Source organism: Roseivirga ehrenbergii (assembly GCF_001593005.1).
Classification (GTDB): domain Bacteria; phylum Bacteroidota; class Bacteroidia; order Cytophagales; family Cyclobacteriaceae; genus Roseivirga; species Roseivirga ehrenbergii.
Genome location: NZ_LQZQ01000003.1, coordinates 65,649 through 89,600, shown reverse-complemented (window position 1 = coordinate 89,600; position 23,952 = coordinate 65,649). Strand labels below are relative to the sequence as shown.

The following is a 23,952-nucleotide window of genomic DNA, read 5'->3' as shown; positions in this document are numbered from 1 at the left end:
AAACAATTTAATATGAGAATCTGTATCGACCTAGACGGAGTAATTGCTCAGTTCAAAAAAGAGGGACAAACTTATGCCGATGTAGCACCTGTTGACGGTGCCATAGAGAAACTAAAAAGTCTAAAAGAAAACGGGCATTATATCATTATTTTCACAGCCCGTCACATGAAGACCTGTGATGGCAACGTGGGTAAAGTTAATGCCAGGATTGGTTTACAAACGCTGGATTGGTTAGACAGGCATGAAGTGGTTTATGATGAGATTTTCTTTGGCAAGCCCTGGGCAGAAGTATATATAGATGACAACGCTTTTAGATTTGAAAATTGGAATGATATTGATGGTAGTGGTGAAACACTTCCGGTATCTAACGAAAAAACAAAAGACCTTAATCAAAAACTCGGTTCATGACTCCACCTATACTCTAAGCCTAGTGAGTTTTACTTGTCAATCAACGGTAATAGTAACTCACTAATTTTCTCGGCTCTTTTTTGGTTGCCTAAAAAATTGAAGTGCATACCGTCTGTAAACCACTCGTTTTGAGCTGGTATATCTTTTTCAAAATCTAATAATATTAAATCATGCTCAATGGCGAGATCGCGAGTAATGGCATTATGTTCTGAAATAGCTTTTTGATATGCGCTAGATTTCAAAACATGCATAAATTCAGGTTCTTGATCTGAATAGATAACAGAAGCTAACACAACCTGAGTTCCATTTCCCTTGGCCTCCCTGATTAATTTATTAAGATTTCTCTTAAAGAAAAAAGGCCTGTTTGTTTGTAGAATTGAGTCAATCGGTACTGACTCAAAAATCCCCGAAGGATATTTTTCGTTTATCAACTGACGTACGAATTCAGTACCATGATAAGTATCTACCTCGACTTCAATCTCATTCCAACTCCCTATAGGAGATATGGCCCCTGAAAACACCAGAGGGACCCTGAAAATACTCAATTTTCTCAGAATACCATCATTACCTGGGTGACTGATGGTGATTTGCCCTGACTGACCTGCCTTATAGGCTGTTGCAGGCCATACCATACGCGTAAACACATCATTGAAGGCATGATAGACAATCAACATATCTGCCTCTAAGTCTTCAATCTTTAATATATAATTGAGGTAAGACTGTAATGTGTTATAACCCTGTACGCCTGCATTGATTACCTCAACCTGAGCCCCAAGGGAATTTAGCTTTTGTTGGAGTAAATAGGGATAGGATTGTCTGTAATCATCAACTCCAGAACCATAAGTAGTAGAACCTCCAATACAGACTATCCTAAAAATATCTTCTGATTTTTTTAGGGAAATTTCTTTTCCTCTAAAGCCATGGCTATTGTGAAAATCGGTCTCATTCTCATATTCCGGATTGTTATGATACCCCAGATAGAAGTGAGGTACATTCATTGGCTCTGACAATCTACTTTTGAGCATGCTTCGAGAGGCATATTGTAAGAACCTTGAAGGATCGGCAAACTGAACTAAATAAACCCTCAAAGCAATTTCACAGATGGTCAATAAAAACAGACCATACGCTAGCCAACCCAAGACCTTCTTTTCTCTTTTTGTCAGTTTCATAATTCGTTTAAAACTCTCGTTTCAATAGTTAACATGAGTGATCAAGTTATTTTTCAGAGTAACTCTTAAACAATTCACCCATACTGCCTTGACCTATCAATTGGCCTTGCTCAATATGAATTGCACTACAACAAATATCTCTCAAAATCTTGGCGTCATGGCTTACCATCATAATGGTACAACCCTCATCAGCCATTTGTTTCATTCTTTTGATCGACTTTTGCCTGAAGGATTCATCCCCCATAGACAACACTTCATCTACCAGCAAAATATCCGTTCGTAAAAAAGAAGCCACGGCAAAAGCCAACCTTATGTACATGCCACTCGAGTACTTTTTAATGGGTACATTCAGGTATTGTTCCAGTTCTGAGAACGCAACTATCTGGTCAAACTGAGCATTTATTTCTTCTGTGGACATTCCCAGCAACGTTCCGTTCAAATAGATATTCTCCTTGCCTGTAAGTTCATGATGAAAGCCAACACCGGCTTCCAGAATACAGGATACAGAACCACGCAAAATAATCTCTCCTTCTGAAGGGTCGGTAATTTCACTTAATAAGCGAAAGAGTGTTGACTTACCTGAGCCGTTACCTCCTAATACTGCCACTATATCTCCCTGCTCCACTTTTATATCGATGTTTCGCAAAGCCCATTTTGGTTGATGTCGCGGTTGAGTGATTATGGATTTTATGCCACCAAGAAGGCCTTTTTCCTCAGTGTTTTTATTGACCAAATTACTTATGTGGTATTTTTTTCCCAGACCGAAAGTTTCTATGATTGGATTTTCCATTGACTCTAGATTAAATCTGCGAATTTTCGCTCATACCTACCAAAAATGTACAAGCCTGATAACAATACTAAGAGTAATGACAAACACCCAATCAATATACAACTCAGGTCTGGCCTGAACGTCTCTCCTAAGATACTAAAGCGCATGGCTCTTATAATCCCAACCATGGGATTGATACAATATAGTTTTTGCCATACCTCAGGTACACTGTTAAACGTAAACCCAACAGGACTAATGAACAACCCCAACCTAAGCAAGAAAGGCACAATCGTATTGACATCGCGAAAGAAAACATTGATGGTACCTAGCCAAAGTCCCAATGAAAGGTTCAGAATAATTGTAAAAAAGTAAATGACTGGAATCCAGAGTAGATTTACGGTAAAAGGAATGTTATAGTAGAGCATGAATGCAAAAGTTACTACGAGATTAATAAAGAGGCCTATGGAGTTTTTCAATGACGCATTTATGAGCAAAATCATCCGTGGGAAATTGACCCTAGTAATCAAATCCCGATCGTCAATCAAACAGACACTCCCCCTGCTTATAGCACTGGAAAAGAATTCCCAAACAGACAAAGCACTTAAAGCAATCAGTACGTAGGGGAATCCAAAGTCAGGAAAATTGCCTATACCTTCAAAAACGAAAACAATAATGGCAGCCATCATGATCGGCTTTAGTACCGTCCAGAAAACGCCCAGTATGGTCTGCTTATAAGTAATGAGTACATCCCGTCTAATCAAGTGCGACAGAATAGGTCTGGCCTTCCATAAAAGGGTAAACCGCATGAACCTATACCCTGTGTCTTTATAGCTTATCTTTTTTTCCAATTTTAGATATCAATTACAAGTAAGGTTTTTTTCTGATTTTTTTACTTAAGTACCACAGGTGCTTTACCTGATACCAAGCCCACCTTCTTAGGCTACCCCAAACAATTTTCGAGAGTAGTGCCACTTGATTTGCATAAACTTTTTCCGTATTCGAATCATGTTTTATTGGTTCAACAGCCGATCTCGTAATTTGCAAGTTGTACTGCTTTAAGCCCCAGTTTTCTCCATTTGGATTGAGTATAGGCTTGTCAAATGATTTTGACCAATCAGGATTTAGCTTCCTATGACTATGCCTGAACCTAAACCCGCTACGGATATGTTCCAGATGAAAGAAGTCATAACCAAATACTTTCCCAATATTAACAATAGGATACTTCTTGATTAATCGTGTTCCTAGGTCCACATCCATAAACCAATAATAGATCAGTCTTTCATCATAACCACCAAGATCTTCCCACATATCTCGATGCATCATGAGTATGCCTACAGGAGAAGCCCAATGACAAAACTTAAGTTCTTCATTGAAAATCCAATTTCGAAATCTCCTTATACATTTGTCAATCTCAATCAAAGTGGGTTCCCTTTTCACAAAGGCATATGGTAATTGCTTTCGGGCAGCAAACATATAGGACCTATGTAGATCAAATCTAGACTTTGATTTACCCTCATAAGTATTGAAAAACCTAAATAGAAAATCTTCTGTAACCAAAGTGTCCTGATCAATTCTTCCAACGTATAGGCCTTTACTAACTCTTGCGGCAGCATTCAAAGCGTATACTTCTGCAAACGGACTATCGTCTTGAAGTTCTTCTGCTAAATCCCATGGTATATGTAAAAAGCGTGATATGGTTGCACCTTTGGCGGTCAGTTCAAGTACTTCCGCTATAGGAGTAAAGCTCCCCCAATCGGCTACTACTATCTCAACTTCTTGTTCTCTACCCAAGGCAAAAACCTTCTCAGACAGATAATTGATAGTCGTTGCTAGTCGCCACATCGGATTACCCATGTAATCATCGTTCTTGGAACAAATAATAAAAGATAAAACAGGTTGTTTTCGGTTGTCCAATGCTTAAATGATAAGTATTTACTTTTACTAGTATAGTCATACAAAAGAACCTAATTACAATTGGCCTTTAAAAAAGTCTAGTAACCTATACTGACACTTTCAGAACAAAAATAAATATTTATTACTTAGTCTGAATTTCTCTATAATGTTTACGAAACATAATTTGACCTCATTGAATTAAGAAAGCCGAAGATAAAGTAATTTTAACTGATTAAGCTGAATCTTAAACCCAAACTTGGACATGCCCTTATGAATCCCTGCATAATTTATTTGACTCAGAATACAGATCGAGACCCACACCATGGGCGTGATTCAAGGTCGATGCTTGAAAAGAGTCTCGACCTACTATTTAAGAACTACAATAACCAGTTCAGACATAAGGTTTTGATATTTCATGAAGGTGATTTTAAAAATCAAGATCAAGAGGATATAAAGAAAGGCAGAGAGGAGATAGAGTTCCACGAGGTTCAATTTGAAATCCCCTCGTTCCTAAATAGGAATGAAATCCCTGAAAAATGGGATGGTATATTCGGAATTGGCAATCGTCATATGATCCGGTTTTATGCACTACAACTGTTCGATATCTTGAATGACATGGGTTATGATTGGTTTTTTCGCTTAGATGACGATTCATTTATTCACTCAAGGATCAATTATAATCTCTTTGAATATATGAACCAAAACGGATATGACTACGGATACCGTGTGGATGTTAAAGATGCACAAAGAACTTGCTTCGGTTTTTCTGAAATGGTTCTGGCCTATTTAAAGGCTGAACGTATTAAACCACACACATTCCTTGATAATTTTGGAGAATCTTCAAAACTGAATAATGAAGCCTTTGGTATGAAAGGTAAGATAAAACGAAAACTTACGAAAGTAATTGATACTGTCGCTGATAAAATCAATCATGATCTTAATAACTGGCCTGTTTCCATGGAATGGAATCGCTGGGGTTATTATAACAATTTCTTCATTACTCGAATCGGATTCTGGCATCAAATGGAAGTTCAATCTTTTCTACACTTTCTAGACAGGGTCGGAGGAGGTTACAAATACCGATGGACAGATTTAATTGTTCAAACCGCAGCTGTCCAGATTTTTCTTCCACCTTCAAAGATCCATAAATTTAAAGATTGGACTTATGAACATGCTACATTTAAAAACAACAAGCTTGACTTCGGTGGCATTTACCCAGGAGAAGGAGATGAAGAAAACCCGGAAGTTATCGCGTTTCAAAAGCAGTTTGGAAAACTTAGGACTTCAAATAGTTATTAGCCTTATGTTCCCTAATAATATTCATTTCCACATTCTATGAAATACTAACGCACTTTGATCGGTTCTTTGTCTAAACCATAACTCAATGGTTAAAACTCATCCAATAAATTTATCTCAGGCTTATGTTTAGTCAAATAAAACCATCACGTGGAGAATGTGGTTTTTTTGGAGTTAAAATAATAAGTATATATAGTAGAAAAACTATCTTAGAAGGTATTAAGGCATCAAACTCCTAAACGAATGCCTCACTAGGTTAAGTGAGGCATTTGCTGTTTCCAGCAAGTAAAATCCACCACAAAATTATTTTTTATTAAAAACAGAAACATATATAAAAAACGAGCGTACTTTTATTTAATATTAAAAATAGAAACTAATAGGAATATGAAAGGCTATTTAGGCGAATTCGAAGAGCTTGTTCTGCTAACCATTGCACATCTTGGTGATGAAGCCTACGGAATAGCTATACTTGAAAGTATAACGGCTAGGGCGAACAGGTCACTTAGTCTTGGGGCATTACATTCTACACTTACTCGGTTAGAGGAAAAAGGGCTAATTTCTTCCTACTTGGGCGAGCCTACCGCCACACGTGGTGGTAGACGAAAACGCCACTTTGAACTTAAACCGAAAGCCATTGTCTCGCTCAACGACATGAAATCATTAAGAGATGAACTTTGGTCTGTGTCTAAAATCAATCTCTCGCTTAAATGAATAGACCTCCACAATTAGCAGAAAAAATTTTCACGGCATTATGCGGTCAGGCAGCCATTGAAGATTTACTGGGAGATTTAGAAGAGCTCTATCAGATCAATTCTGCAAAACACGGAAAAGGCTATGCTAAATCTTTCTATTGGTTTCAGATGCTAAGGCTGTCCTTTTCATATGCCATTACCAAAAGAAAAAACCAACACAAAAACTCTCTACCACAAAACAACAACTTCATTACAATGTTAAAAAGTTATTTTAAAATCTCAGTTCGCAACATCATTAAACAAAAGAGCTTCACTTTTTTAAGTGTGTTTGGCTTGGCTTTAGGAATGTCCATTGCTCTTTTGGCCTTAACCATGATTATGGAACTTCAGCAGTTTGATAAGTTCCATAAGGATTCAGACAAAATATACCGTGTTACTACAGAGATTGCCTATCCAGAAAAAACAAACCGATTTGCATCTGCCCCAACTGCGCTGACCTACCTCTGCGACAACAGCCTACCCTCAATTACGGAAAAGGTTCACATCAACGATATGTTCTTTCCTTCAGTACAAACAATCGGAGACCCATTGAGGCTATCAGGTTATTTGACAGAGCCTTCATTTCTAGATATGTTTTCTTTCCCCCTAATCGAAGGAAATAAAAGTGCCCTTAGCATGCCTGGGAAAGTGATCATTACCTCAGAATTAGCCGAAAAACTTTTTGGGCAGAAACCCGCTATGAACCAATTACTCAAAACCGAAAATTGGGGCAATTTGGAGGTAGCAGGTATACTTGCTCCATTTCCAAAAAACACGCATTTTACATTCGATCTTTTGGCAGCAATTCCCAGCAAATTATCGAACAACCAACAATGGACTGACTTCAACGGAAATTTCTATTACTTCAAATCAAGTGAGCCCATTGCCTCTTTAGAAAAAGAAATTAATCAACTTGGCAACGCAGGGCTACCCTTTTTTAAGGCTCAGAACATTGAAGCAAAGTATCGCTTGCAGCCTATTCTTGACATTAACCCAGGACCAGACTTGGATGATGAAGTGGGCTTGGTGTTTGACAAACCTACTATACTCATTTTCATTGGTACGGCCCTTCTAATCTTGCTTCCCTCTTGTATTAATTATGTAAACATGGCCATAGCAAGCGCCCTTAAAAGATCGAAGGAAATTGGAATTAGAAAAGTAATGGGTGGCCAATCAGAACAAATCGTTCACCAATTTTTGCTCGAAACCATTCTCATTTGTTTGATTGCTCTAGGCATAAGCTCAATCTTCTTTTACTTCATTAGAGATGAATTTGTGGCCATGCTGGCAGGAGCATCAGCACTCACTTTTGCCCTTAACCTTAAACTAGTCTTGGTATTTATTCTTTTCGCTATTTGTACGGGAATTCTCACCGGTTTAGTTCCAGCGTTTTTCTACGCCAAAACAAGCCCAATTGCGGCTTTAAGAAACACGATAGGAAATAACAAGGTATCTATTTCAGGGATCAGAAAAGGCCTGATGATCTTTCAGTTTGTGGTTTCACTCGTTTTAATGATAGGAATTGGCGTATTGATACGGCAATATCAGCACTCCCTCACCTATAACTTGGGCTTTCATAAAGAGAATGTTTTGGTGATTCCTATCGAATCCAGCCAATCCGAACTTCTGAAGAATTCTTTTCTTTCTAATCCAGAAGTAAAAGACTTCAGTTTCTCATCAAGCATTCCCGGCACTCCACTTTCTCGCTCTGTTTACTTTTTTAGCGATGACAAACTAGACTCTGTTAGAGCGAGAGAAGTTTTCATAGATGATCAATTTATTGACCATATGGAAATTGAAATGGTTTGGGGATCGGGCGAACTTAGGAAAGACCACCTTGAGCAAATTCTTGTGAATCAAAGCCTGATGGACAAACTCAATAACCTCAATTCTTCAGCAAATGATAGCCTCTTAAGTCAATTTCAAAAGGACCAGAGCGTTCAGATTGTTGGGGTGATTAAAGATTATAATCACGAACCACTTAATGAACGAATAGAGCCAATGGTAATGCGTATCAGCGACTCTGGCCTAAACTATGCCTTGGTCTCTATAACCTCGCAAAATTTACCTAAAACATTGGCCAATCTAGAAAATGGATGGGATCAACTCTATCCAAATCAACCTTTCAAAGCCACTTTTTTAGATACCGAAATCAAAAGAGCATATGATTTCTTTAAGGCTGGTATCAAAATTTTCGGATTTCTAGCCCTTCTAGCGGTCACCATTTCTAGTCTTGGGTTGCTTGGTATGGTAATTTATTCTACTGAAAATAGAACCAAAGAAGTAGCCATTAGAAAGATATTAGGTGCCAATGGTTTCAGCCTTTTAAAATCCCTTTCCAATATATTTTTCAAAATGTGGGCCATTGCCTTAGTCATTGCAGTACCCTCTGCCTATCTATTCTATGATTCGGTATTGGTCAGTATTTATAATAAATTCAGCGGAGGTGTCGGCTTTGTAGAAATACTCTTTAGCACAATGGCTACGGTTAGTATTGGGGTGCTAGCCATTCTATGGCAAACACAGAAAATTATGAGAACAAACCCTGTTCATAACTTAAGAAATGAATAGCTTAAGATTGTGTTTTCGAAAAAAATAATTCTTTAGAAATGCAAAAACCAATGAACTGACAGCACAGTTCATTAGTTTAGAAGGAGAAATTTCTTTAGAAGCATGATGAACCAACTGATATTTAAAAACGGAGATAAACTAGACGCTATTGGACTGGGCACTTGGAAGTCTGAACCAGGCGAAGTTTACCAAGCGGTTAGAACAGCCATTAAACTAGGTTATCGCCATATTGACTGCGCCTGGATTTACCAAAACGAAGATGAAATAGGCAATGCTTTTGCCGATGCCTTTGCAGAAGGTGATGTAAAGCGCGAAGACCTTTTTGTGACTTCTAAACTTTGGAATTCATTCCATGCTCCAGAAGATGTAATGCCAGCTTTAAAAGAATCGCTAAACGCATTGCAGCTCGATTATCTGGATTTATATTTAATTCACTGGCCGATAGCGCATAAAAAAGAAGCCATCAACCCAAAAACTGCAGACGACTTTATTCCGATTGACGAAATGCCCATTGCTGACACTTGGAAAGCCATGGAAATTTGTGTTGAAAAAGGCTTGGTAAAACACATTGGTGTTTCAAACTTCAATATTCCTAAGTTGCAAAAACTAATGGAAACTGCCATTATTCAACCAGAAATGAACCAAGTGGAATCGCATCCTTATTTGGCTCAGAATGATTTATTGCAGTTCTGCATTGAGAACAACATTCATTACACCGCTTATTCTCCATTAGGGTCTAAAGATAGAAGTACAGGAATGAAAGGTGATAACGAACCAGATATGTTTGAAAATGAAGTGGTGAAGAAAATCGCTGAAGCACACGGAGTTCACCCTGCTCAAATTCTAATCAAATGGGCCGAAGCCAGAGGCACTGCCGTAATTCCAAAATCGGTAAACCCAGAAAGATTGAAGAAGAATTTGAAGTCGGCTAAAATTGAGTTGAGTAAGGAAGATATGGCCAAACTCAACAAGCTTGATAAAGGATACCGATTCCTGAATGGTAAGTTTTGGGAACGAGAAGGTGGAAGTTACACCGCAGAAGGGCTTTGGAATAACTAGTCTCGCCTAGCAAATATTTAAATTCTCAAGAACCAGCTTTGGAAACAAGGCTGGTTTTTTGTTTTATTTCATTTCTTTTTTACCGTAACGTGGAATTGAAAAACACTGGGTGAAGCTAAGGTCAATGGAGTTTGACACATTACCATTCCATTATTTAATTAAATATTAGTTCAGTTTGTCTCTTTAATATTTCAAAACCGCTTATATCCTTGGTTAGCAAAAAGCGAACGAGCTCTTCTGAGAAAAATAAATTACTTTCAGCTTGAAGGTTTAAAATGCTTTCCCTTTGAAATTTTTCAGGGATACAAATTTTTTGAAATTCAAAAAATACTCCTGACTCTTGACCATTCCTAAACTCCTGGTAAGATTCTATTGTTGCCACTCCTTTACTGTATGGGTTGGAAGCATCAATCAGAAGTGACTCTCTAAAATCTATCAGCTCAAGGGGAATCATAGAAACATATAAAATATACATCGAAATATCAGCCCCTCGAATATTAATTGGAAGAACATTGAATTGATCATCGTTTACCCCAAATTCGCGAAGACATTCAAGAAATTTTTGGCTAATTATAAATGAACAACCAAGGAAATAAGGGGAAAAACCCATCAAATCCGTTATAACTGCTTTTTTTGATAGTCGTGCTTGAATGCACTTTTAGAGCCAAATTATTGAACTGAACTACATCTTTAAAAGGAGAAAAAAAACACCCTATCTATTTCATTATAATTTTCGTGCTCCAGCAGCGCGCTCTGGTCAACCTCGACCTGATAAACCCCATTAGTAGTCCCGATAATTTGTGGGTTCGATGAATTTTTAATTTGTAGAAATGCCAACATCTAATCTAAATTTCTAAGGAGTTCTTCCGTTTTCCACTCACTGACCGTAGTGTCTCACCAACTGGTTGAAGCGTCTCGCTACGACCAGGAACGCAGCCTAATATAAAACCCTTATTTCAGTTTTACCTTTTTAATTTTTAAATCTCGTGTGCTAGAAGCTTGTAGAGATTTTATTGATGGTACAGTGTTTGGATTTATATAAGCTGAAATCAAATATTATAAGACCATGAAAAACCTTAAAACACTTAGTTTATGCCTTATAATGGCTTTATTGGTGCTTTTTGTAAGCTGTTCAAAGGATTCTGACACAAACCCAGGTGCTCCAACCTTACCTCCGCAGTCATCAATTGCTCCAGATATGGGGAATTTCTCCTCAAATCAAGAAAATGGTGCCGCAAACTTGGAAGGACAAGACCAATCCAACTTTGGCTTCGCTGTATTAAATGTCATTTTCTGGCAATCGCTACTCACGGTGGATTTGGCAATACCCGTTGCAGCATATAAAGAAGCTTTCAACCATAGTTTTGAATACCTCAATGACGAAGACCGATGGAAGTCTGAGTATTCGGTAACGGTGGGAGACCAAAACATAACTGCTACTTTATATGCAGAAAAAGTAGGTGCAAGCGCCTCTTGGAAAATGTACCTTTCTTCAGAAGGTGAATTTGAAAACTTTCTGTGGTTCAGCGGTACTTCACGTTTAGACAATACAAGTGGCGAATGGACTTTATTTAAAAGCCCTGACGAACCAAGACAATTACTCAATATTGATTGGGAAAATGAAAATGACACTGAGTTTAAGTTGACCTATAACCTTGTAGATACCGAGTCGGACAAAGAAGGAAGTTATATTGAATACGGTTCTACAGACGAAGATGCTTACACGCACTTCTATGATGTTTCGGTTGTAAGCAAAGCCGATGAAGATTATGATGTTTCCATTTTGTTCAACAACAATACTAAAGTGGGTAGAGTAAAATCAGAAGCACGCTTTAACAGTAGCGATTGGTTCTGTTGGAATGAAAGTTTCCAAAACCAAACGTGTGGAGGCTAAAAGTAAAAGAGGTTACACCATTGCAGATGTAACCTCTTTTGTGTTTTTATGATCTACAAAAAAACCCCGACTAGCGAGGTTTCAGTAATCAAAAATCTATAATTTTTAACTATATTTTCTTGACATTCACAGCGTTAAGTCCTTTACGGCCTTCTGCTTTCTCGAATTCAACTTTGTCGTCTTTGTCGATAGCATCGATTGTACCAGAAACGTGAACAAAGATTTCTTCACCAGATGCGTCATCAACGATAAAGCCGAAGCCTTTATCATTGTTGAAGAATTTTACTACTCCTGTATTCATTGTAAATTGTAATAAGTAATTAAAAATTTTATTTGTATTACGGCAAATGTAGCTATTAGTTATGAAATCCAATAAAACCAGCAATAAAAAACTGTATATCGTTCGTCATGCCAAATCTAGTTGGGGTAATCCGCATCTATCTGATTTTGAGCGACCTTTAAATCATCGTGGTGAAAATGATGGGCCAGATATGGGCCAGCGACTGGCCATGAAAGGCGTCAAACCATCGCTAATCATATCCTCTCCTGCCAACAGGGCATTAACGACAGCCAAAGTGATTTCTGCTAAAATCGGTTACCCTGTCTCCGGTATTATGGAAGAAGAAAGGCTTTATCATGCTTCTACCGGAACCATTAAAACGCTGTTAAGCCGAGTGGGTGATGAGCACGATACAGTTATGATTTTTGGTCATAATCCTGGGTTGACTTACTTGATTAATGAAATCAGCAATTTTGATTTAGACAATCTACCCACCTGTGCGGTATGCGGTATTGAGTTCGAAATGGAAAGTTGGAAAGATATTCAACGCACCAAAGGTCATCAGTTCTTTTACGATTATCCAAAATCAAAGCAATGATCTTCTCTTAAACAGGTCGCTCCTACGGAGCTTAATTATCTATTCATTTGACCCTAAGCTACAAGCGGTAAGTCCCGCTGGGACTAGAGTAGTTTGTATTCTCGAGTCTATGAATATAAGTCTACCAAAGAGTAAAGGCTAAATATTTAAAATGCATAACCCCAATTAAAAGCATCTATGATTTTAAAGAAACCAACCTCGTAGAGGTGACTTGTTTGTAACAAAATCCACTAATACCCATAAGCCCCATCGAGGCGGCCCGCTAAAATTGCTGTTAAAGCATACCACAGTTCCAAAATTAAAATGTCCATATAATCTTTAAGAAAATAACCTCGTAGAGGTGAACTGATTGTAGAATAACCGCTAACGAACAAACCTTAAGCCCCATCGGGGCGACCCGACAAAACTTCAAGACTAATCTAGACTACAAAACCTGTTTCAGAAGCTGGATGTAAAATTCAATTCCCTCTTCTATTTCATGAATAAAAACAAATTCATCGGCTGTATGCGATCGTGCCGAATCGCCAACACCGAGTTTTAATGAAGGATAAGGCATGAGCGCTTGATCCGACATTGTTGGAGAACCGTAAGTTCTTCTGCCCAAAGCAATTCCCGCCTGAACAATCGGATGGTCAATTGGAATGGAGGAAGGGTTCAATCTGGTAGATCGTGGCTCCACCTTGGATTTGACGTGCGCTCTGATAATCTCCAGAATTTGAGTGTTTGAATAGCAATCTGTGCTGCGCACATCCACCACAAACTTGCATTCATCAGGCACTACATTATGCTGCTGGCCCGCATTAATCATCGTTACCGACATTCGCACTGGCCCTAGGGTTTTTGAAACATCGGCAAAGGTATAGGTACGAAACCATTCAATATCTTTCATGGCTTTGTAAATGGCGTTCTCGCCTTCGTTTCGGGCAGCGTGACCTGATTTTCCGGTGGCCACACAATCCAATACCATCAAGCCTTTTTCCGCGATCGCCAAATCAAGCAAAGTAGGCTCGCCCACAATGGCAAAATCTATTTCGCCCAATTCTTCTAGAATATTTTCCACCCCATTCTTCCCAGAAATTTCTTCCTCAGCCGTAGCCGCCAAAATCAAATTGTATTTTAGATTGGGTTCATTATAGAAATTCAGAAAACAAGCCATGAGAGAAACCAAACTCGCGCCAGCATCATTGCTTCCCAAGCCGTAAAGCTTACCGTCTTCTACTTCCGGAGAAAATGGGGCTTTGGTGTAGCCCACATTCGGTTTTACAGTGTCGTGATGTGAATTGAGTAGAATGGTAGGTTTTCCTGCATCATAATGTAAGTTCTTCACCCAAATATTGTTGCCTTTTCTTTGGGTTGAAATTCCTTTATTCTGAAAAAAGGATTGAATCAAATCAGCCGTTTTATCCTCTTCTTTACTCAAAGAAGGAATTGAAATAAGCTGCTTTAGTAAATCGAGGGCTTCATTAAATAACTGCATTTTAATTACTGATTAGAGTTCCAGACTGGCCAATAGCCAAAGCCTTTAAGTTTTCGAAAGAACCGATTCTTACCGATTTAGCACCATGAGCTAAGGCCAATAAAGCGCAATCCATTTTGGGAAGCATACCTTCATTAATCACTCCGCTCTCTTTTAGTTCTGCTACTTCTGCCCTTTTAATTTCAGAAATTACAAGCTTGTTTTCGAAATCGGAAAGCACACCAGGTTGCTCGAAGCAATAAATCAATTTCACTTCAAATTGCTGCGCCAAAGCAGCCGCTACCGAAGCCGCAATGGTATCGGCATTCGTATTCAGCATATGACCTTCGCCATCGTGGGTCAAAGGTGCCAACACAGGGATTAGTCCCGAATCGATAAGTTTTTTAAGAATTTCAGTATTGATATTTTCTGGCTTTACATCGCCCACAAAGCCATAATCAATTGCTCCAACGGGTCTTTTTGTGGCTGGAATTACATTGGCATCCGCACCAGTGAGGCCAATAGCGTTTACCTTCAAGGCTTGAAGTTTACTGACGATTCGCTTACTCACCAAGCCACCATACACCATGGTCACCAAGTCGATGGTTTCATTATCGGTGATTCTTCGCCCCTCCACCATTTTGGCTTCAATGCCTAGTTTCTTACCAAAGTCGGAAGCAATTTTTCCACCTCCGTGAATCAGAATTTTTTCTCCTTCTAAAGTTGAAAACGATTGTAGAAAAGCATTTAAAGCAGAAGCCTCATCAATGACCTTTCCCCCAACTTTAACAATGGTAAGCTTTTTCATATTCACTAAATCTGGGGCATTAACAATTCGTGAAACACCGCTTGAGCAGCGTAAACTCGGTTTTCAGCCTGCTCTAAATGAATGGCATTTGGGCCATCTAAAATTTCATCTTTAATCACTAAACCACGCCTTACGGGCAAACAGTGCATCACTTTTGCATTTTCCGTAAGCTCCAATTGCTTCGAACCGAAAGTCCATCTTTCATCTTGAGATAAGATTCGGCCATAGTCATCATAGGACGACCAGTTCTTTACATACACAAAATCGGCATCTTTAAGCGCTTCTGCTTGGTCATGGAAAACTGTCACTCCTTCGCGAAACTCTTCTGCCAAATCATAGCCCTCTGGATTGGCAATACTGAAATCAACATCAGCTTTTCCTATCCATTCCGCAAAAGAATTGGGAACTGCTTGCGGTAAAGCCTTTACATGTGGCGCCCAAGTCAGCACTACTTTGGGTTTGCGCTTTGCTACCCATTGCTCTTTAATCGTCACCAAATCTGCCAAGCTCTGTAATGGATGTCTGGTACCGCTTTCTAAACTCACAATAGGAACACCCGCATATTTGATAAAGGCATTCAAGAGTTTTTCAGAATAGTCTGCTTCTTTCGATTTCAATTCAGGAAAAGTACGCACGCCCAACACATCGAAATAACGCCCCATTACGGCTGCGGCTTCCTTAATGTGTTCCGCCTTATCGCCATTCATCACCACGCCATCTTCAAACTCCAATGCCCAGCCGTCTTTCCCTATGTCGAGCACAATGGCTTGAGCACCTAAATTTTGTGCTGCCACTTGTGAACTCAAGCGTGTTCTCAAGCTCGGGTTGAAGAAAATTAAACCGATTCTTTTTCCTTCGGCCAGTTTGGTCTGAAATGGATTTGCCTTTAACGACAAAGCCTTTTCAACCAATGCATTTATATTTTGTACGTCTTTTACTGAAGTGAAATTTTTCATTCTTTTTTATTCGTTGCGGAAATGAATTCAATCATTCCTACATTTTTAGATCGTAATTCTGACCTCTTATTTGTTTAACTCTATACTTAATGCAGCTAAAAACTGATCCAATTCAGCCTTGCTAATGTTCAGCGGTGGTAATATCCGAATTGTGTTCTTATTAGAGGCTGAACCTGTGAAAATACTATGTTCAAAAATCAATGCTTTGCGCAAAGCCGCTACATCAAAATCAAATTCAGCACCAATCATAAGGCCCTTTCCTCGAACCTCTTTCACCGCTTGAATTTTATTTAATTCACCTTCTAGATAAGCCCCCATTTTTGCAGCATTCTTGAGCAAATGCTCCTCTTCTATCACTTCCAACACGGCAAGTGAAGCAGCACAAGCCAAATGATTTCCTCCGAAAGTGGTACCCAACATACCATGCCAAGGCTCAATTTCTGGTGAAATCAAAACACAACCCACAGGAAAGCCATTGCCCATTCCTTTTGCCATGGTAATAATATCAGGACGCACTACAGAATGCTGATGGGCGAAGAACTTACCTGTTCTTCCAGCACCAGATTGTACTTCGTCCAGTATTAATACGGCTTCATACTTATCGCACAGCTCTCTAGCTTTCGCTAGAAAAGCATCACTTGGCGTATAAAGGCCAGCAACTCCTTGAATGCCTTCAATAATTACACCTGCAACCTCATCATCAAAAACTGAAGTCAAAACCTCCAAATCGTTCATCGGTACAAAAACCACCTCGTGACCATTATTGAATGGCGCTACGATTTTCGGGTTGTCAGTTGCGGCTACGGCTCCAGAAGTTCTGCCATGAAAAGCATTTTCCACCGCAATAATCTTACGATTCCCTGTATGGAATGAAGCCAGTTTTAATGCGTTTTCATTGGCTTCGGCACCAGAGCTACACATAAAAAATTGGTAGTCGTAGTAGCCAGAAATTCGGCCCATGGCTTCGGCCAATTCTTCTTGAAGTGAATTTTGAACCGCATTGGAATAGAAACCAATTTTCGACAATTGATCTGTGATTCTTTTCACATAATGCGGATGAGTATGCCCTATCGAAATCACAGCATGCCCCCCGTATAAATCCAAATACTCTTTCCCTTCCTTATCCCAAAGTTTGGCTCCAAGCGCACGCGCTGGCTCAATTGGGTAAAGGGGATAAACATCAAATAATTTCATAGTTATTAATTAAAAAGCACTTGGTTTTAGATTCAAACCTAGTTTTTCAGGAAAGCCAAACATCAAATTCATGTTTTGTACGGCCTGACCGCTAGCTCCCTTTAGTAGGTTATCAATCACAGAATGGATGACCAAATAGCTACCATGTTTTTCAAGATGAAGCACACATTTGTTAGTGTTCACTACTTGCTTCACATCAATAGCTACATCGCTTACCCAAGTAAAGGGATGGTCTTCATAATATTCTTTATACACCTGAATGGCTTCTTCCAAAGGCCACTCGCAATGCTGATAAGCCGTCACAAAAATGCCTCTAGTGAAGTTTCCTCTGTAAGGCACAAAATTGATCGGTTTATCGAACCAGGGCTGAAGCTGTTGAAGGCTTTTCCCAGTCTCATCCATGTGTTGGTGGGTGAAGACTTTGTAAGCCGAAACATTGCTATCGCGCCAGCTAAAATGAGTACTGGCCGAAGGTTGAACTCCAGCACCTGTTGAGCCCGTCATGCCTGAAAGGTGGACCTCTCTTAACATTCCGTTATAGGCCAAAGGCAGCAAAGCCAGCTGAATGGCTGTGGCAAAACAACCAGGATTAGCCAAGAAACGGGCATTCTTAATTTCATCACGATTGAGTTCTGGCAAGCCATAAACGGCCTCGTTACTCATTCTGAAATCATGGCTCAAGTCAATAATTTTCACAGTGTCTGGCACTTGATTCTCCTTCATAAATTCTGAAGAAGCACCATGTCCCATGCAAAGGAAAAGTAGGTCGATATCGAAATGAATCTGATCTGTAAAGCTCAATTCGCTGTCTCCCAAAAGGTCGGTATGCACATTGTGAATTGGCAAACCTACCTGACTTCGGCTGTGCGCAAAACTAACTTCCACCTCAGGGTGATGAATCAGTAAACGCAGCAATTCGCCTCCTGTGTAGCCTGCTGCCCCAACTATTCCTGCTCTAATCATTTTCTTGATTTACTTGGTGGTAAATGGCACTTTGATTACCGAAAATCTTAGCGAAGCCTTTCACATCATCACCCGTCCAAGCATTGTTCATTTCTCCGTAATTGCCAAACTTGGCCGACATCAGGTCATGCTCAGATTCAATTCCAATCAGTTGATAACGGTAAGGCAAAAGTTTGAAAAATGCTTTCCCTGTCACAAATTTCTGACTGCTTTCCATCATGCTTTCTAAATCGCGCATTACAGGATCCATAAACTGCCCTTCGTGCAGCCAATTACCATAAAACGCAGCCACTTGGTCTTTCCAGTAAATCTGCCATTTGGTGAGAATATGTTTTTCCAAAGCCTGATGTGCTTTGATGGTAAGGATGGCAGCTGAAGCCTCAAAACCAACCCTTCCTTTGATGCCAATAATCGTATCACCTACATGGATATCGCGACCAATACCAAAAGGAGCCGCTATTTTCTCCAAAGCCTGAATGGCTTCATATGAATGCGTAAACTCCGTTCCATTGATCGACTTTAACTCACCTTTTACAAAGCCAAGTTCTAAATCTTCTTCAACGGTTTTGGTCACTTGAGTCGGCCAAGCTTCTTCTGGTAAATAGCCTTTAGAACTCAACGTTTCTTTGCCTCCCACCGATGTTCCCCAAAGGCCTTTGTTAATAGAATAAGCAGATTTCGAAAAGTCCATATCTACACCTTTCGATTGCAAATAGGCGATCTCCTCTTCTCTCGAAAGCCTCATGTCTCGAATAGGTGTGATGATTTCCGCGTCAGGTAAGTAGGTTTGGAAAATCATATCAAAACGGACTTGATCATTTCCCGCACCAGTGCTTCCGTGTGCTATATATTCTGGGTTAAGCGTTTTAGCATATTTGGCAATGGCCATGGCTTGACTTACCCTTTCGGCACTTACAGAAAGCGGGTAAGTACTGTTTTTCAATATGTTACCAAAAATCAAATACTTGATTACGCTTGAATAATAGTTGGAAGTTTCTTCGATGGTTTTATGGCTGGTTACACCCATTGCGTAGGCGCGCTTTTCCACTTCATCCAGTTCTTGTTGAGAAAAACCACCCGTATTTACCAATACCGAATGGATTTCTAAACCACGTTCTTCGCTTAAATATTTTACACAATAAGAGGTGTCGAGCCCCCCGCTATAGGCTAAAACTACTTTCTTCTTATTCATCATTTTTTTTCTTTTTGGCTTCTGCCTTCAACAAAATATTTTTCTTAAAATTCACCCAACGCTTAAACAAGTTGAAGTCCTTATCCAACTCGCGTTCCACCCATTGTGTTCTTTTAGGTTTTACATTTTTCTCCCATTCCGGATTGTACAGCATGGCTGTACAAATGCAGTTTGACCTGTTCTTAGCTTTTAATATATCGTAGTTAACACAGCTTTGACAGCCCTTCCAAAAGTCTTCATCTTGGGTGAGTTCTGAGTATACTACGGGTTTATAACCTAGTTCTGAATTGATTTTTAACACAGCCGCGCCAGTAGTTAATCCGAAGATTTTTGCCGTGGGGTATTTTTTTCTAGACAACCTAAACACAGCTGCCTTAATACGTTTTGACAAGCCTAAACCACGGAATTTATGAGAAACGATGAGCCCAGAGTTGGCTACAAACTTTTCATGGCTCCATACTTCTATGTAGCAGAAACCTGCCCACTCACCTGCTTCGGTTACCGCCACTACGGCCTTGCCCTCACGTATTTTTAGAGATACATATTCGGGCGTTCTTCGCGCAATTCCAGTACCTCTAATTTTAGCAGAACTGGCAATTTCTTCAATAATATCGTCTGTAAAGCGGGTATCTTCTTCTGTAGCTACCCTAATTATGAATTTTGTTGATTCCATTCTCACTGTAATTCTGGATGATGAAAACGACTCAATGTTTTCAGAAATCCTAAAAGGAAATATGATTTAAATTTTAATAAAGACTATAGGTAATATCGGGGACTTGACTACCGCATAGGTAGTCTATATATATGAGGCGACTAGCGCCTAAAAAACTTAGGTGTATATACAGCAAGCTCAGACACAGGGAGTGACATGTTAATAGCTGGTGATATGTTCGCTTCGTTCTTCATTATGAAATGAGGAACAAAGGAAACGAAAAGTTTGGAATGGACAACGGTTTTATTCTGGAATTTTAAAAATAGAACAAACTCAATTGACCTTCAACCCACTAAGCACTCAATTTTCCGTAACCTGTTGGTGGTTTACGGTAGGCGTAATAACTCATCACTACTTCCATAGCTTGGCGAATGGCCTGATTAATGGGCATCATCTTGGTGCCTAATTCGGTATCAATACTGCGAAGTCTAAAGTAATAGTCACTCATCATTGGTGAAGGAATACCTGCTTCCATATCGGCTTCAATCTTAGCAATGGTATCGCTCTGACCTGCTTTCATAAGCTTACAGGTAATGAATTTTGCCTTGCCGTTTTTATCACGTGTGGCTGAATAACCAAAAAGCCGACAAATTAAGCCGCGGTACGCATACTGTGAGCAACCTCCTTTATCTAAAGAATCCTTTACTGGATTGAATAGCGTACACATAGTACTTTGATTCACCAGTAGCTCTTGGTAAACTTCATCAATCCGCTTGGTCAGAAAAAGGTGTAGGGCATAAGGAAGAAACTCTAGAGGAGTCGCTTCAATATCGGCTTTAAAGCAACATTTTCCGCAGCCCGAAATACAATGAAGACCACTTCTATCGCGAAGGCTATTCATTTCTTTATCCAAGGCGGCAAAAATCTTTTCTACCGATTTTACTTTTCTGACGATTGACATAAGGGCTGCGAAGGTAGTGGAGAAAACCGTTGCTTTAACATTTACCGAAAAATTTACTTTGGTGATTTAAACTCTAAAAATCAATCAATTAGAGTAACAACAACGAAAGATTGTGTGTAGAATATTATTCAATGAATAAAGTGGCTAAGAATTCATTTATAAGTTATTTGGCTCTCTCTTTAATTTCCTCATCCAGCTGCCCTGATATTAAGTATTTATTTGAATCTAGCTCTGCTATATTCCCTATATACTCCAATAGAATTCTAAATGATTCAAAAGACCCCAACTCTATACCGTTTAGATTGTCTGGCTCGACACTCGAATAATCATAAATACTCTCTACTCCCTCACATGAATCATCAAATAACTCAAAAAGGAGTCCATAGTACCCAACCTTGTCTTTACCCAATGTCACATATCGTACACATCTAAAATCATTATGATAATACGAACCAAGGTATTGTTCAATCTCCTTTCCAGCATGGATATATGGCAATATTTCAGATTCGTTTAAATACCGCATAAACTCTTTCTTATTAACCCTATAAGTTAGAGAAATTTACCAGTGATCTAACGGGAAGAGCACCTTCCTCCAAGCTCAAAAATGAGATTCCGGACAGCTTGGTACCGCTATGTTTTTCTACGTAGATAATTCCAAAACCTGCGGTGAGTATTTCAGAAGAAAATTCGATGGCCATGAAATCCCCTAAAGTATGAATATAGAATTCCCGTTTTTCATGCTTGCCATTTTCCCAAATGAAGAGTTCATTTTTGGGTCTAAATTCAAAGGTTTTATTTTCGAAGAACCCAGAGTTTCCATTGGTCTTCCACGAACTATTTACCAAATCAAATGCAGCAGCTTCAGGAGAAAAAGCAGCGAAGAAATAGTCTGTTGGGCTTTCATCAATCGTTGATTTTAGCACAAGCATTCCTTCGGTATTAAACCCTCCATAAAGTGTGTCTTCTAACGATTCGAAGCGCACCTGCTTTCCATCTTGAATTACTTTCCACTCTTCTTTCACATCGGCATAATAACTTTCTGCTTTGGAATTGGACAAGACCGACAGCAGCATGAGCCCCGGTTCTATAAAGCTCTGCTCATCGTCATAACCACCCTCATTGTACTCCAACACTGCCCCATCTTCTCCCATTACCATTTCGGGCGGAGAAGCCTTAATATAAGCCAAAAGCCAATTTCCTTTTAGGTTTTGAGCACTTATAGAAGCTGAAAAAAGAAATAGAAACGAGAATAATAAAACACGCATGTCCGAATATACGGTAAAAAGGCATTATTGGTCGAGCCACTTTTTAAAATCTTGCACTTTGTCTCGGCTTACAATCGCATCGGTTTCGTCTGTATGAATTAAAATCAGCCGTAGACGCGAATTTGAATAGGTAATAATATCCTTTACTGCCTCTAGTGAGACCAAGTATTTACGGTTAATACGGAAGAACTTCTGCGGATCGACCAACTGCTCCACTTGCTCCATGGTGTAATCAATGATGTAGCGGTTCTTCTCTTTAGTTTGAAGATAAGTGGCCTTTTCTTGACTAAAAAAGTAAGCGGTTTCTGCCGTTGCAATGGTATGAATATGCTCTCCGATTTTGACGACAAAGCGTTCTTTGTATTGCTTTGTGAGCATTTGCATCGCTTGTTGAATCAGCATCATATCTATGCCTGGTTTTTGCTCAGGTGCGCTGGGCTTAAATCTGGCTTCATACTTTTCTAAAGCACTTTCTAAATCCGATGGATCAATGGGTTTGAGCAAATAATCTATACTATTTACTTTAAACGCCTGAATGGCGTATTCGTCAAAAGCGGTGGTGAAAATAATGGGTGCAGAAACTTCTACCTGCTCCAAAATCTCGAAACTAAGTCCATCTGCCAATTGAATATCGAAAAACAGAAGATCGGGCTGAGGGTTTTCTTTTAACCAATTCACCGCTCGTTTTACCGAATCGAATTTGGCCAGTATTTCAATTTCTGGGTTAATCTTCTCCAATAAATTAGTCAGCCTCTTGGCCGCCATCGACTCATCTTCAACAATCAGTACTTTCATTTCTCAAAGGCTAATAATGGAAGTTTCACAATAAATTCGCTCGGCCCATCAACGACCTCCACGGGTATTGGGCTTAAGAATTCATACCTAGATTTTATGTTTGAAAGCCCCATACCTGAACTTTCATCTACTGGAATTTTCTTTTTTTGAAAATTATTTCTGACCACCAGTTTTTCCCCATTCTCAATTTCAATACGAATCGTAAGTGGCTCTTCTTCAGCAATTACATTGTGTTTTATGGCATTCTCTATTAGCATTTGAATGGCCATAGGTGGCAACATTTTCTGTTCAAAGCCTTCAATATTTATTATCAACTGAAGCTTTTCGTCAAACCTTATTTTTTGTAGGAAGAGGTAAGAATTAACAAATTCCATTTCGGTTTTAAGACTTACTACCTCTTGGGCACGAGTATCTAAAACATACCGATACACTTTTGAAAGCTCACGAATAAACTTGGCCGCTTGATCTTGATCTTCATACACCAAATTGGTAAGTGCATTCAAGCTATTGAACAAAAAGTGTGGGTTGACCTGATTTTTAAGCGTTTCATATTTGGCCTCCATTTGCTCCTTTTTCAGGCGTTCGGCATCTAAACTTGCCTTTTTCCAGTTCTTGAGAAACTCAACCGAATTCAGAAAAAAAGAAATAACAAAGGTAATTCCGACAGAGATTAATAAGGTCCATTTAATATCTCCCATATCAATATCGAAGCCGTATTTCAGCGCTAAATACAGCCCATATACAGCTAAAGGTGTATACACAATCACACCTATCACGCCCCAAAGAAATCGTTTACCTGGGTTTTCTAACCAAGGAATTTTGTAAGTGAGGTAGGTGGAAACATGTGCATTGCCTTGCCAAAGTAAAACCCACTGAAAAGCAGAAATCGTCATGGCATTAAGAGCTATGCCCCATGTATTGAAACAGGTATTACACCAGAAATAAACCGAAGGCCCGCCAATCAATGCGATAAGCGCTATTTCCTTAAGCTCACGTTTCCAATTGATTGTTTTAAGATATCCCATTTAGGCTAAAGTACTGA

25 protein-coding genes are annotated in these 23,952 nt (G+C 39.3%); 7 read left to right on the top strand and 18 right to left on the bottom strand.

Annotation, left to right across the window (positions count from 1 at the left end):
* The first annotated feature begins 12 nt into the window (after positions 1-12).
* A complete protein-coding gene (locus MB14_RS04510; protein ID WP_132644107.1) occupies positions 13-408 on the top strand; it encodes an HAD family hydrolase in 396 nt (131 codons plus the stop codon).
* A 29-nt stretch (positions 409-437) separates the two neighbouring features.
* Here the strand turns inward: MB14_RS04510 and MB14_RS04505 are convergent, their stop codons facing one another.
* From MB14_RS04505 to MB14_RS04490, 4 genes are read right to left on the bottom strand one after another with little or no spacing between them, the layout of a single operon-like run.
* Complete coding sequence (locus MB14_RS04505; RefSeq protein ID WP_062589186.1) at positions 438-1,577, bottom strand: SGNH/GDSL hydrolase family protein; 1,140 nt, start codon at positions 1,575-1,577, stop codon at positions 438-440.
* 46 nt (positions 1,578-1,623) lie between these two features.
* A complete protein-coding gene (locus MB14_RS04500; protein WP_062589184.1) occupies positions 1,624-2,367 on the bottom strand; it encodes an ABC transporter ATP-binding protein in 744 nt (247 codons plus the stop codon).
* Positions 2,368-2,372: 5 nt separating this feature from the next.
* Positions 2,373-3,194, bottom strand: a complete 822-nt coding sequence (locus MB14_RS04495; protein ID WP_062589181.1) for an ABC transporter permease — start codon at positions 3,192-3,194, stop codon at positions 2,373-2,375.
* 13 nt (positions 3,195-3,207) lie between these two features.
* Positions 3,208-4,200, bottom strand: coding sequence for a glycosyltransferase family protein (locus MB14_RS04490; RefSeq protein WP_062589178.1), 993 nt, complete (start codon positions 4,198-4,200; stop codon positions 3,208-3,210).
* Between the two features lie 309 nt (positions 4,201-4,509).
* Here MB14_RS04490 and MB14_RS04485 point away from each other — a divergent pair, with 309 nt between their 5' ends.
* The 4 genes from MB14_RS04485 (at position 4,510) to MB14_RS04470 (ending at position 9,896) form a co-directional block, all read left to right on the top strand.
* Complete coding sequence (locus tag MB14_RS04485; protein WP_084375962.1) at positions 4,510-5,538, top strand: glycosyltransferase family 15 protein; 1,029 nt, start codon at positions 4,510-4,512, stop codon at positions 5,536-5,538.
* A gap of 381 nt (positions 5,539-5,919) precedes the next feature.
* Positions 5,920-6,246 carry a PadR family transcriptional regulator gene (locus MB14_RS04480; RefSeq protein WP_062589173.1) on the top strand — a complete coding sequence of 109 codons (327 nt, stop codon included), beginning with the start codon at positions 5,920-5,922 and terminating at the stop codon, positions 6,244-6,246.
* On the top strand, positions 6,243-8,837 hold the full coding sequence (locus MB14_RS04475; protein WP_062589171.1) for an FtsX-like permease family protein: 2,595 nt from the start codon (positions 6,243-6,245) through the stop codon (positions 8,835-8,837). Before MB14_RS04480 ends, MB14_RS04475 begins: the two co-directional genes overlap by 4 nt.
* Before the next feature lie 102 nt (positions 8,838-8,939).
* Positions 8,940-9,896, top strand: a complete 957-nt coding sequence (locus tag MB14_RS04470) for an aldo/keto reductase (protein WP_311316235.1) — start codon at positions 8,940-8,942, stop codon at positions 9,894-9,896.
* A 154-nt stretch (positions 9,897-10,050) separates the two neighbouring features.
* Here the strand turns inward: MB14_RS04470 and MB14_RS04465 are convergent, their stop codons facing one another.
* Positions 10,051-10,506, bottom strand: coding sequence for a hypothetical protein (locus MB14_RS04465; protein WP_062589168.1), 456 nt, complete (start codon positions 10,504-10,506; stop codon positions 10,051-10,053).
* 456 nt (positions 10,507-10,962) lie between these two features.
* Between MB14_RS04465 and MB14_RS04460 the strand changes: the two genes are divergently transcribed.
* Positions 10,963-11,790, top strand: a complete 828-nt coding sequence (locus MB14_RS04460) for a hypothetical protein (protein WP_062589165.1) — start codon at positions 10,963-10,965, stop codon at positions 11,788-11,790.
* A gap of 109 nt (positions 11,791-11,899) precedes the next feature.
* Here the strand turns inward: MB14_RS04460 and MB14_RS04455 are convergent, their stop codons facing one another.
* A complete protein-coding gene (locus MB14_RS04455; protein WP_053224066.1) occupies positions 11,900-12,091 on the bottom strand; it encodes a cold-shock protein in 192 nt (63 codons plus the stop codon).
* Positions 12,092-12,152: 61 nt separating this feature from the next.
* Here MB14_RS04455 and MB14_RS04450 point away from each other — a divergent pair, with 61 nt between their 5' ends.
* Positions 12,153-12,668, top strand: coding sequence for a SixA phosphatase family protein (locus MB14_RS04450; protein ID WP_062589164.1), 516 nt, complete (start codon positions 12,153-12,155; stop codon positions 12,666-12,668).
* A 424-nt stretch (positions 12,669-13,092) separates the two neighbouring features.
* On the opposite strand, the gene MB14_RS04445 is transcribed toward MB14_RS04450, so the two are convergent.
* From MB14_RS04445 to MB14_RS04390, 12 genes are all read right to left on the bottom strand, one after another.
* Positions 13,093-14,145, bottom strand: a complete 1,053-nt coding sequence (locus tag MB14_RS04445) for a M20 family metallo-hydrolase (RefSeq protein WP_062589161.1) — start codon at positions 14,143-14,145, stop codon at positions 13,093-13,095.
* Position 14,146: 1 nt separating this feature from the next.
* Positions 14,147-14,932, bottom strand: a complete 786-nt coding sequence (gene argB, locus MB14_RS04440; protein WP_062589158.1) for an acetylglutamate kinase — start codon at positions 14,930-14,932, stop codon at positions 14,147-14,149.
* A gap of 5 nt (positions 14,933-14,937) precedes the next feature.
* Complete coding sequence (locus tag MB14_RS04435) at positions 14,938-15,888, bottom strand: N-acetylornithine carbamoyltransferase (RefSeq protein ID WP_062589156.1); 951 nt, start codon at positions 15,886-15,888, stop codon at positions 14,938-14,940.
* A 66-nt stretch (positions 15,889-15,954) separates the two neighbouring features.
* Positions 15,955-17,082: an aspartate aminotransferase family protein gene (locus MB14_RS04430; protein WP_062589154.1), complete on the bottom strand. Its 1,128-nt coding sequence runs from the start codon at positions 17,080-17,082 to the stop codon at positions 15,955-15,957.
* A 9-nt stretch (positions 17,083-17,091) separates the two neighbouring features.
* Positions 17,092-18,045 carry an N-acetyl-gamma-glutamyl-phosphate reductase gene (argC, locus tag MB14_RS04425; RefSeq protein WP_062589151.1) on the bottom strand — a complete coding sequence of 318 codons (954 nt, stop codon included), beginning with the start codon at positions 18,043-18,045 and terminating at the stop codon, positions 17,092-17,094.
* Positions 18,038-19,240 (bottom strand): argininosuccinate synthase, encoded by a 1,203-nt coding sequence (locus MB14_RS04420; RefSeq protein ID WP_246032636.1) that lies wholly within the window; start codon positions 19,238-19,240, stop codon positions 18,038-18,040. Before MB14_RS04420 ends, argC begins: the two co-directional genes overlap by 8 nt.
* The gene (locus MB14_RS04415) at positions 19,230-19,910 is read right to left on the bottom strand and encodes a GNAT family N-acetyltransferase (RefSeq protein WP_062589148.1); all 681 of its coding nucleotides are present in this window, start codon (positions 19,908-19,910) and stop codon (positions 19,230-19,232) included. Before MB14_RS04415 ends, MB14_RS04420 begins: the two co-directional genes overlap by 11 nt.
* A gap of 331 nt (positions 19,911-20,241) precedes the next feature.
* Entirely contained in the window at positions 20,242-20,850 is a 609-nt protein-coding gene (locus MB14_RS04410; protein WP_062589147.1) for a YkgJ family cysteine cluster protein, read from the bottom strand.
* Positions 20,851-21,013: 163 nt separating this feature from the next.
* Complete coding sequence (locus tag MB14_RS04405; protein ID WP_062589146.1) at positions 21,014-21,373, bottom strand: hypothetical protein; 360 nt, start codon at positions 21,371-21,373, stop codon at positions 21,014-21,016.
* 19 nt (positions 21,374-21,392) lie between these two features.
* Positions 21,393-22,115, bottom strand: coding sequence for a hypothetical protein (locus tag MB14_RS04400; RefSeq protein ID WP_062589145.1), 723 nt, complete (start codon positions 22,113-22,115; stop codon positions 21,393-21,395).
* Positions 22,116-22,139: 24 nt separating this feature from the next.
* Positions 22,140-22,910, bottom strand: coding sequence for a LytR/AlgR family response regulator transcription factor (locus MB14_RS04395; protein WP_062589143.1), 771 nt, complete (start codon positions 22,908-22,910; stop codon positions 22,140-22,142).
* Entirely contained in the window at positions 22,907-23,935 is a 1,029-nt protein-coding gene (locus MB14_RS04390) for a sensor histidine kinase (RefSeq protein ID WP_062589140.1), read from the bottom strand. Before MB14_RS04390 ends, MB14_RS04395 begins: the two co-directional genes overlap by 4 nt.
* Between the last annotated feature and the right edge of the window lie 17 nt (positions 23,936-23,952).

Bases quoted from the DNA above. Each gene is read 5' to 3' on its own strand.
- MB14_RS04510 (WP_132644107.1), top strand. From the start codon at position 13: ATGAGAATCTGTATCGACCTAGACGGAGTAATTGCTCAGTTCAAAAAA.
- MB14_RS04505 (WP_062589186.1), bottom strand. From the start codon at position 1,577: ATGAAACTGACAAAAAGAGAAAAGAAGGTCTTGGGTTGGCTAGCGTAT.
- MB14_RS04500 (WP_062589184.1), bottom strand. From the start codon at position 2,367: ATGGAAAATCCAATCATAGAAACTTTCGGTCTGGGAAAAAAATACCAC.
- MB14_RS04490 (WP_062589178.1), bottom strand. From the start codon at position 4,200: ATGGGTAATCCGATGTGGCGACTAGCAACGACTATCAATTATCTGTCT.
- MB14_RS04485 (WP_084375962.1), top strand. From the start codon at position 4,510: ATGAATCCCTGCATAATTTATTTGACTCAGAATACAGATCGAGACCCA.
- MB14_RS04480 (WP_062589173.1), top strand. From the start codon at position 5,920: ATGAAAGGCTATTTAGGCGAATTCGAAGAGCTTGTTCTGCTAACCATT.
- MB14_RS04475 (WP_062589171.1), top strand. From the start codon at position 6,243: ATGAATAGACCTCCACAATTAGCAGAAAAAATTTTCACGGCATTATGC.
- MB14_RS04470 (WP_311316235.1), top strand. From the start codon at position 8,940: ATGATGAACCAACTGATATTTAAAAACGGAGATAAACTAGACGCTATT.
- MB14_RS04465 (WP_062589168.1), bottom strand. From the start codon at position 10,506: ATGGGTTTTTCCCCTTATTTCCTTGGTTGTTCATTTATAATTAGCCAA.
- MB14_RS04460 (WP_062589165.1), top strand. From the start codon at position 10,963: ATGAAAAACCTTAAAACACTTAGTTTATGCCTTATAATGGCTTTATTG.
- MB14_RS04455 (WP_053224066.1), bottom strand. From the start codon at position 12,091: ATGAATACAGGAGTAGTAAAATTCTTCAACAATGATAAAGGCTTCGGC.
- MB14_RS04450 (WP_062589164.1), top strand. From the start codon at position 12,153: ATGAAATCCAATAAAACCAGCAATAAAAAACTGTATATCGTTCGTCAT.
- MB14_RS04445 (WP_062589161.1), bottom strand. From the start codon at position 14,145: ATGCAGTTATTTAATGAAGCCCTCGATTTACTAAAGCAGCTTATTTCA.
- argB (WP_062589158.1), bottom strand. From the start codon at position 14,932: ATGAAAAAGCTTACCATTGTTAAAGTTGGGGGAAAGGTCATTGATGAG.
- MB14_RS04435 (WP_062589156.1), bottom strand. From the start codon at position 15,888: ATGAAAAATTTCACTTCAGTAAAAGACGTACAAAATATAAATGCATTG.
- MB14_RS04430 (WP_062589154.1), bottom strand. From the start codon at position 17,082: ATGAAATTATTTGATGTTTATCCCCTTTACCCAATTGAGCCAGCGCGT.
- argC (WP_062589151.1), bottom strand. From the start codon at position 18,045: ATGATTAGAGCAGGAATAGTTGGGGCAGCAGGCTACACAGGAGGCGAA.
- MB14_RS04420 (WP_246032636.1), bottom strand. From the start codon at position 19,240: ATGATGAATAAGAAGAAAGTAGTTTTAGCCTATAGCGGGGGGCTCGAC.
- MB14_RS04415 (WP_062589148.1), bottom strand. From the start codon at position 19,910: ATGGAATCAACAAAATTCATAATTAGGGTAGCTACAGAAGAAGATACC.
- MB14_RS04410 (WP_062589147.1), bottom strand. From the start codon at position 20,850: ATGTCAATCGTCAGAAAAGTAAAATCGGTAGAAAAGATTTTTGCCGCC.
- MB14_RS04405 (WP_062589146.1), bottom strand. From the start codon at position 21,373: ATGCGGTATTTAAACGAATCTGAAATATTGCCATATATCCATGCTGGA.
- MB14_RS04400 (WP_062589145.1), bottom strand. From the start codon at position 22,115: ATGCGTGTTTTATTATTCTCGTTTCTATTTCTTTTTTCAGCTTCTATA.
- MB14_RS04395 (WP_062589143.1), bottom strand. From the start codon at position 22,910: ATGAAAGTACTGATTGTTGAAGATGAGTCGATGGCGGCCAAGAGGCTG.
- MB14_RS04390 (WP_062589140.1), bottom strand. From the start codon at position 23,935: ATGGGATATCTTAAAACAATCAATTGGAAACGTGAGCTTAAGGAAATA.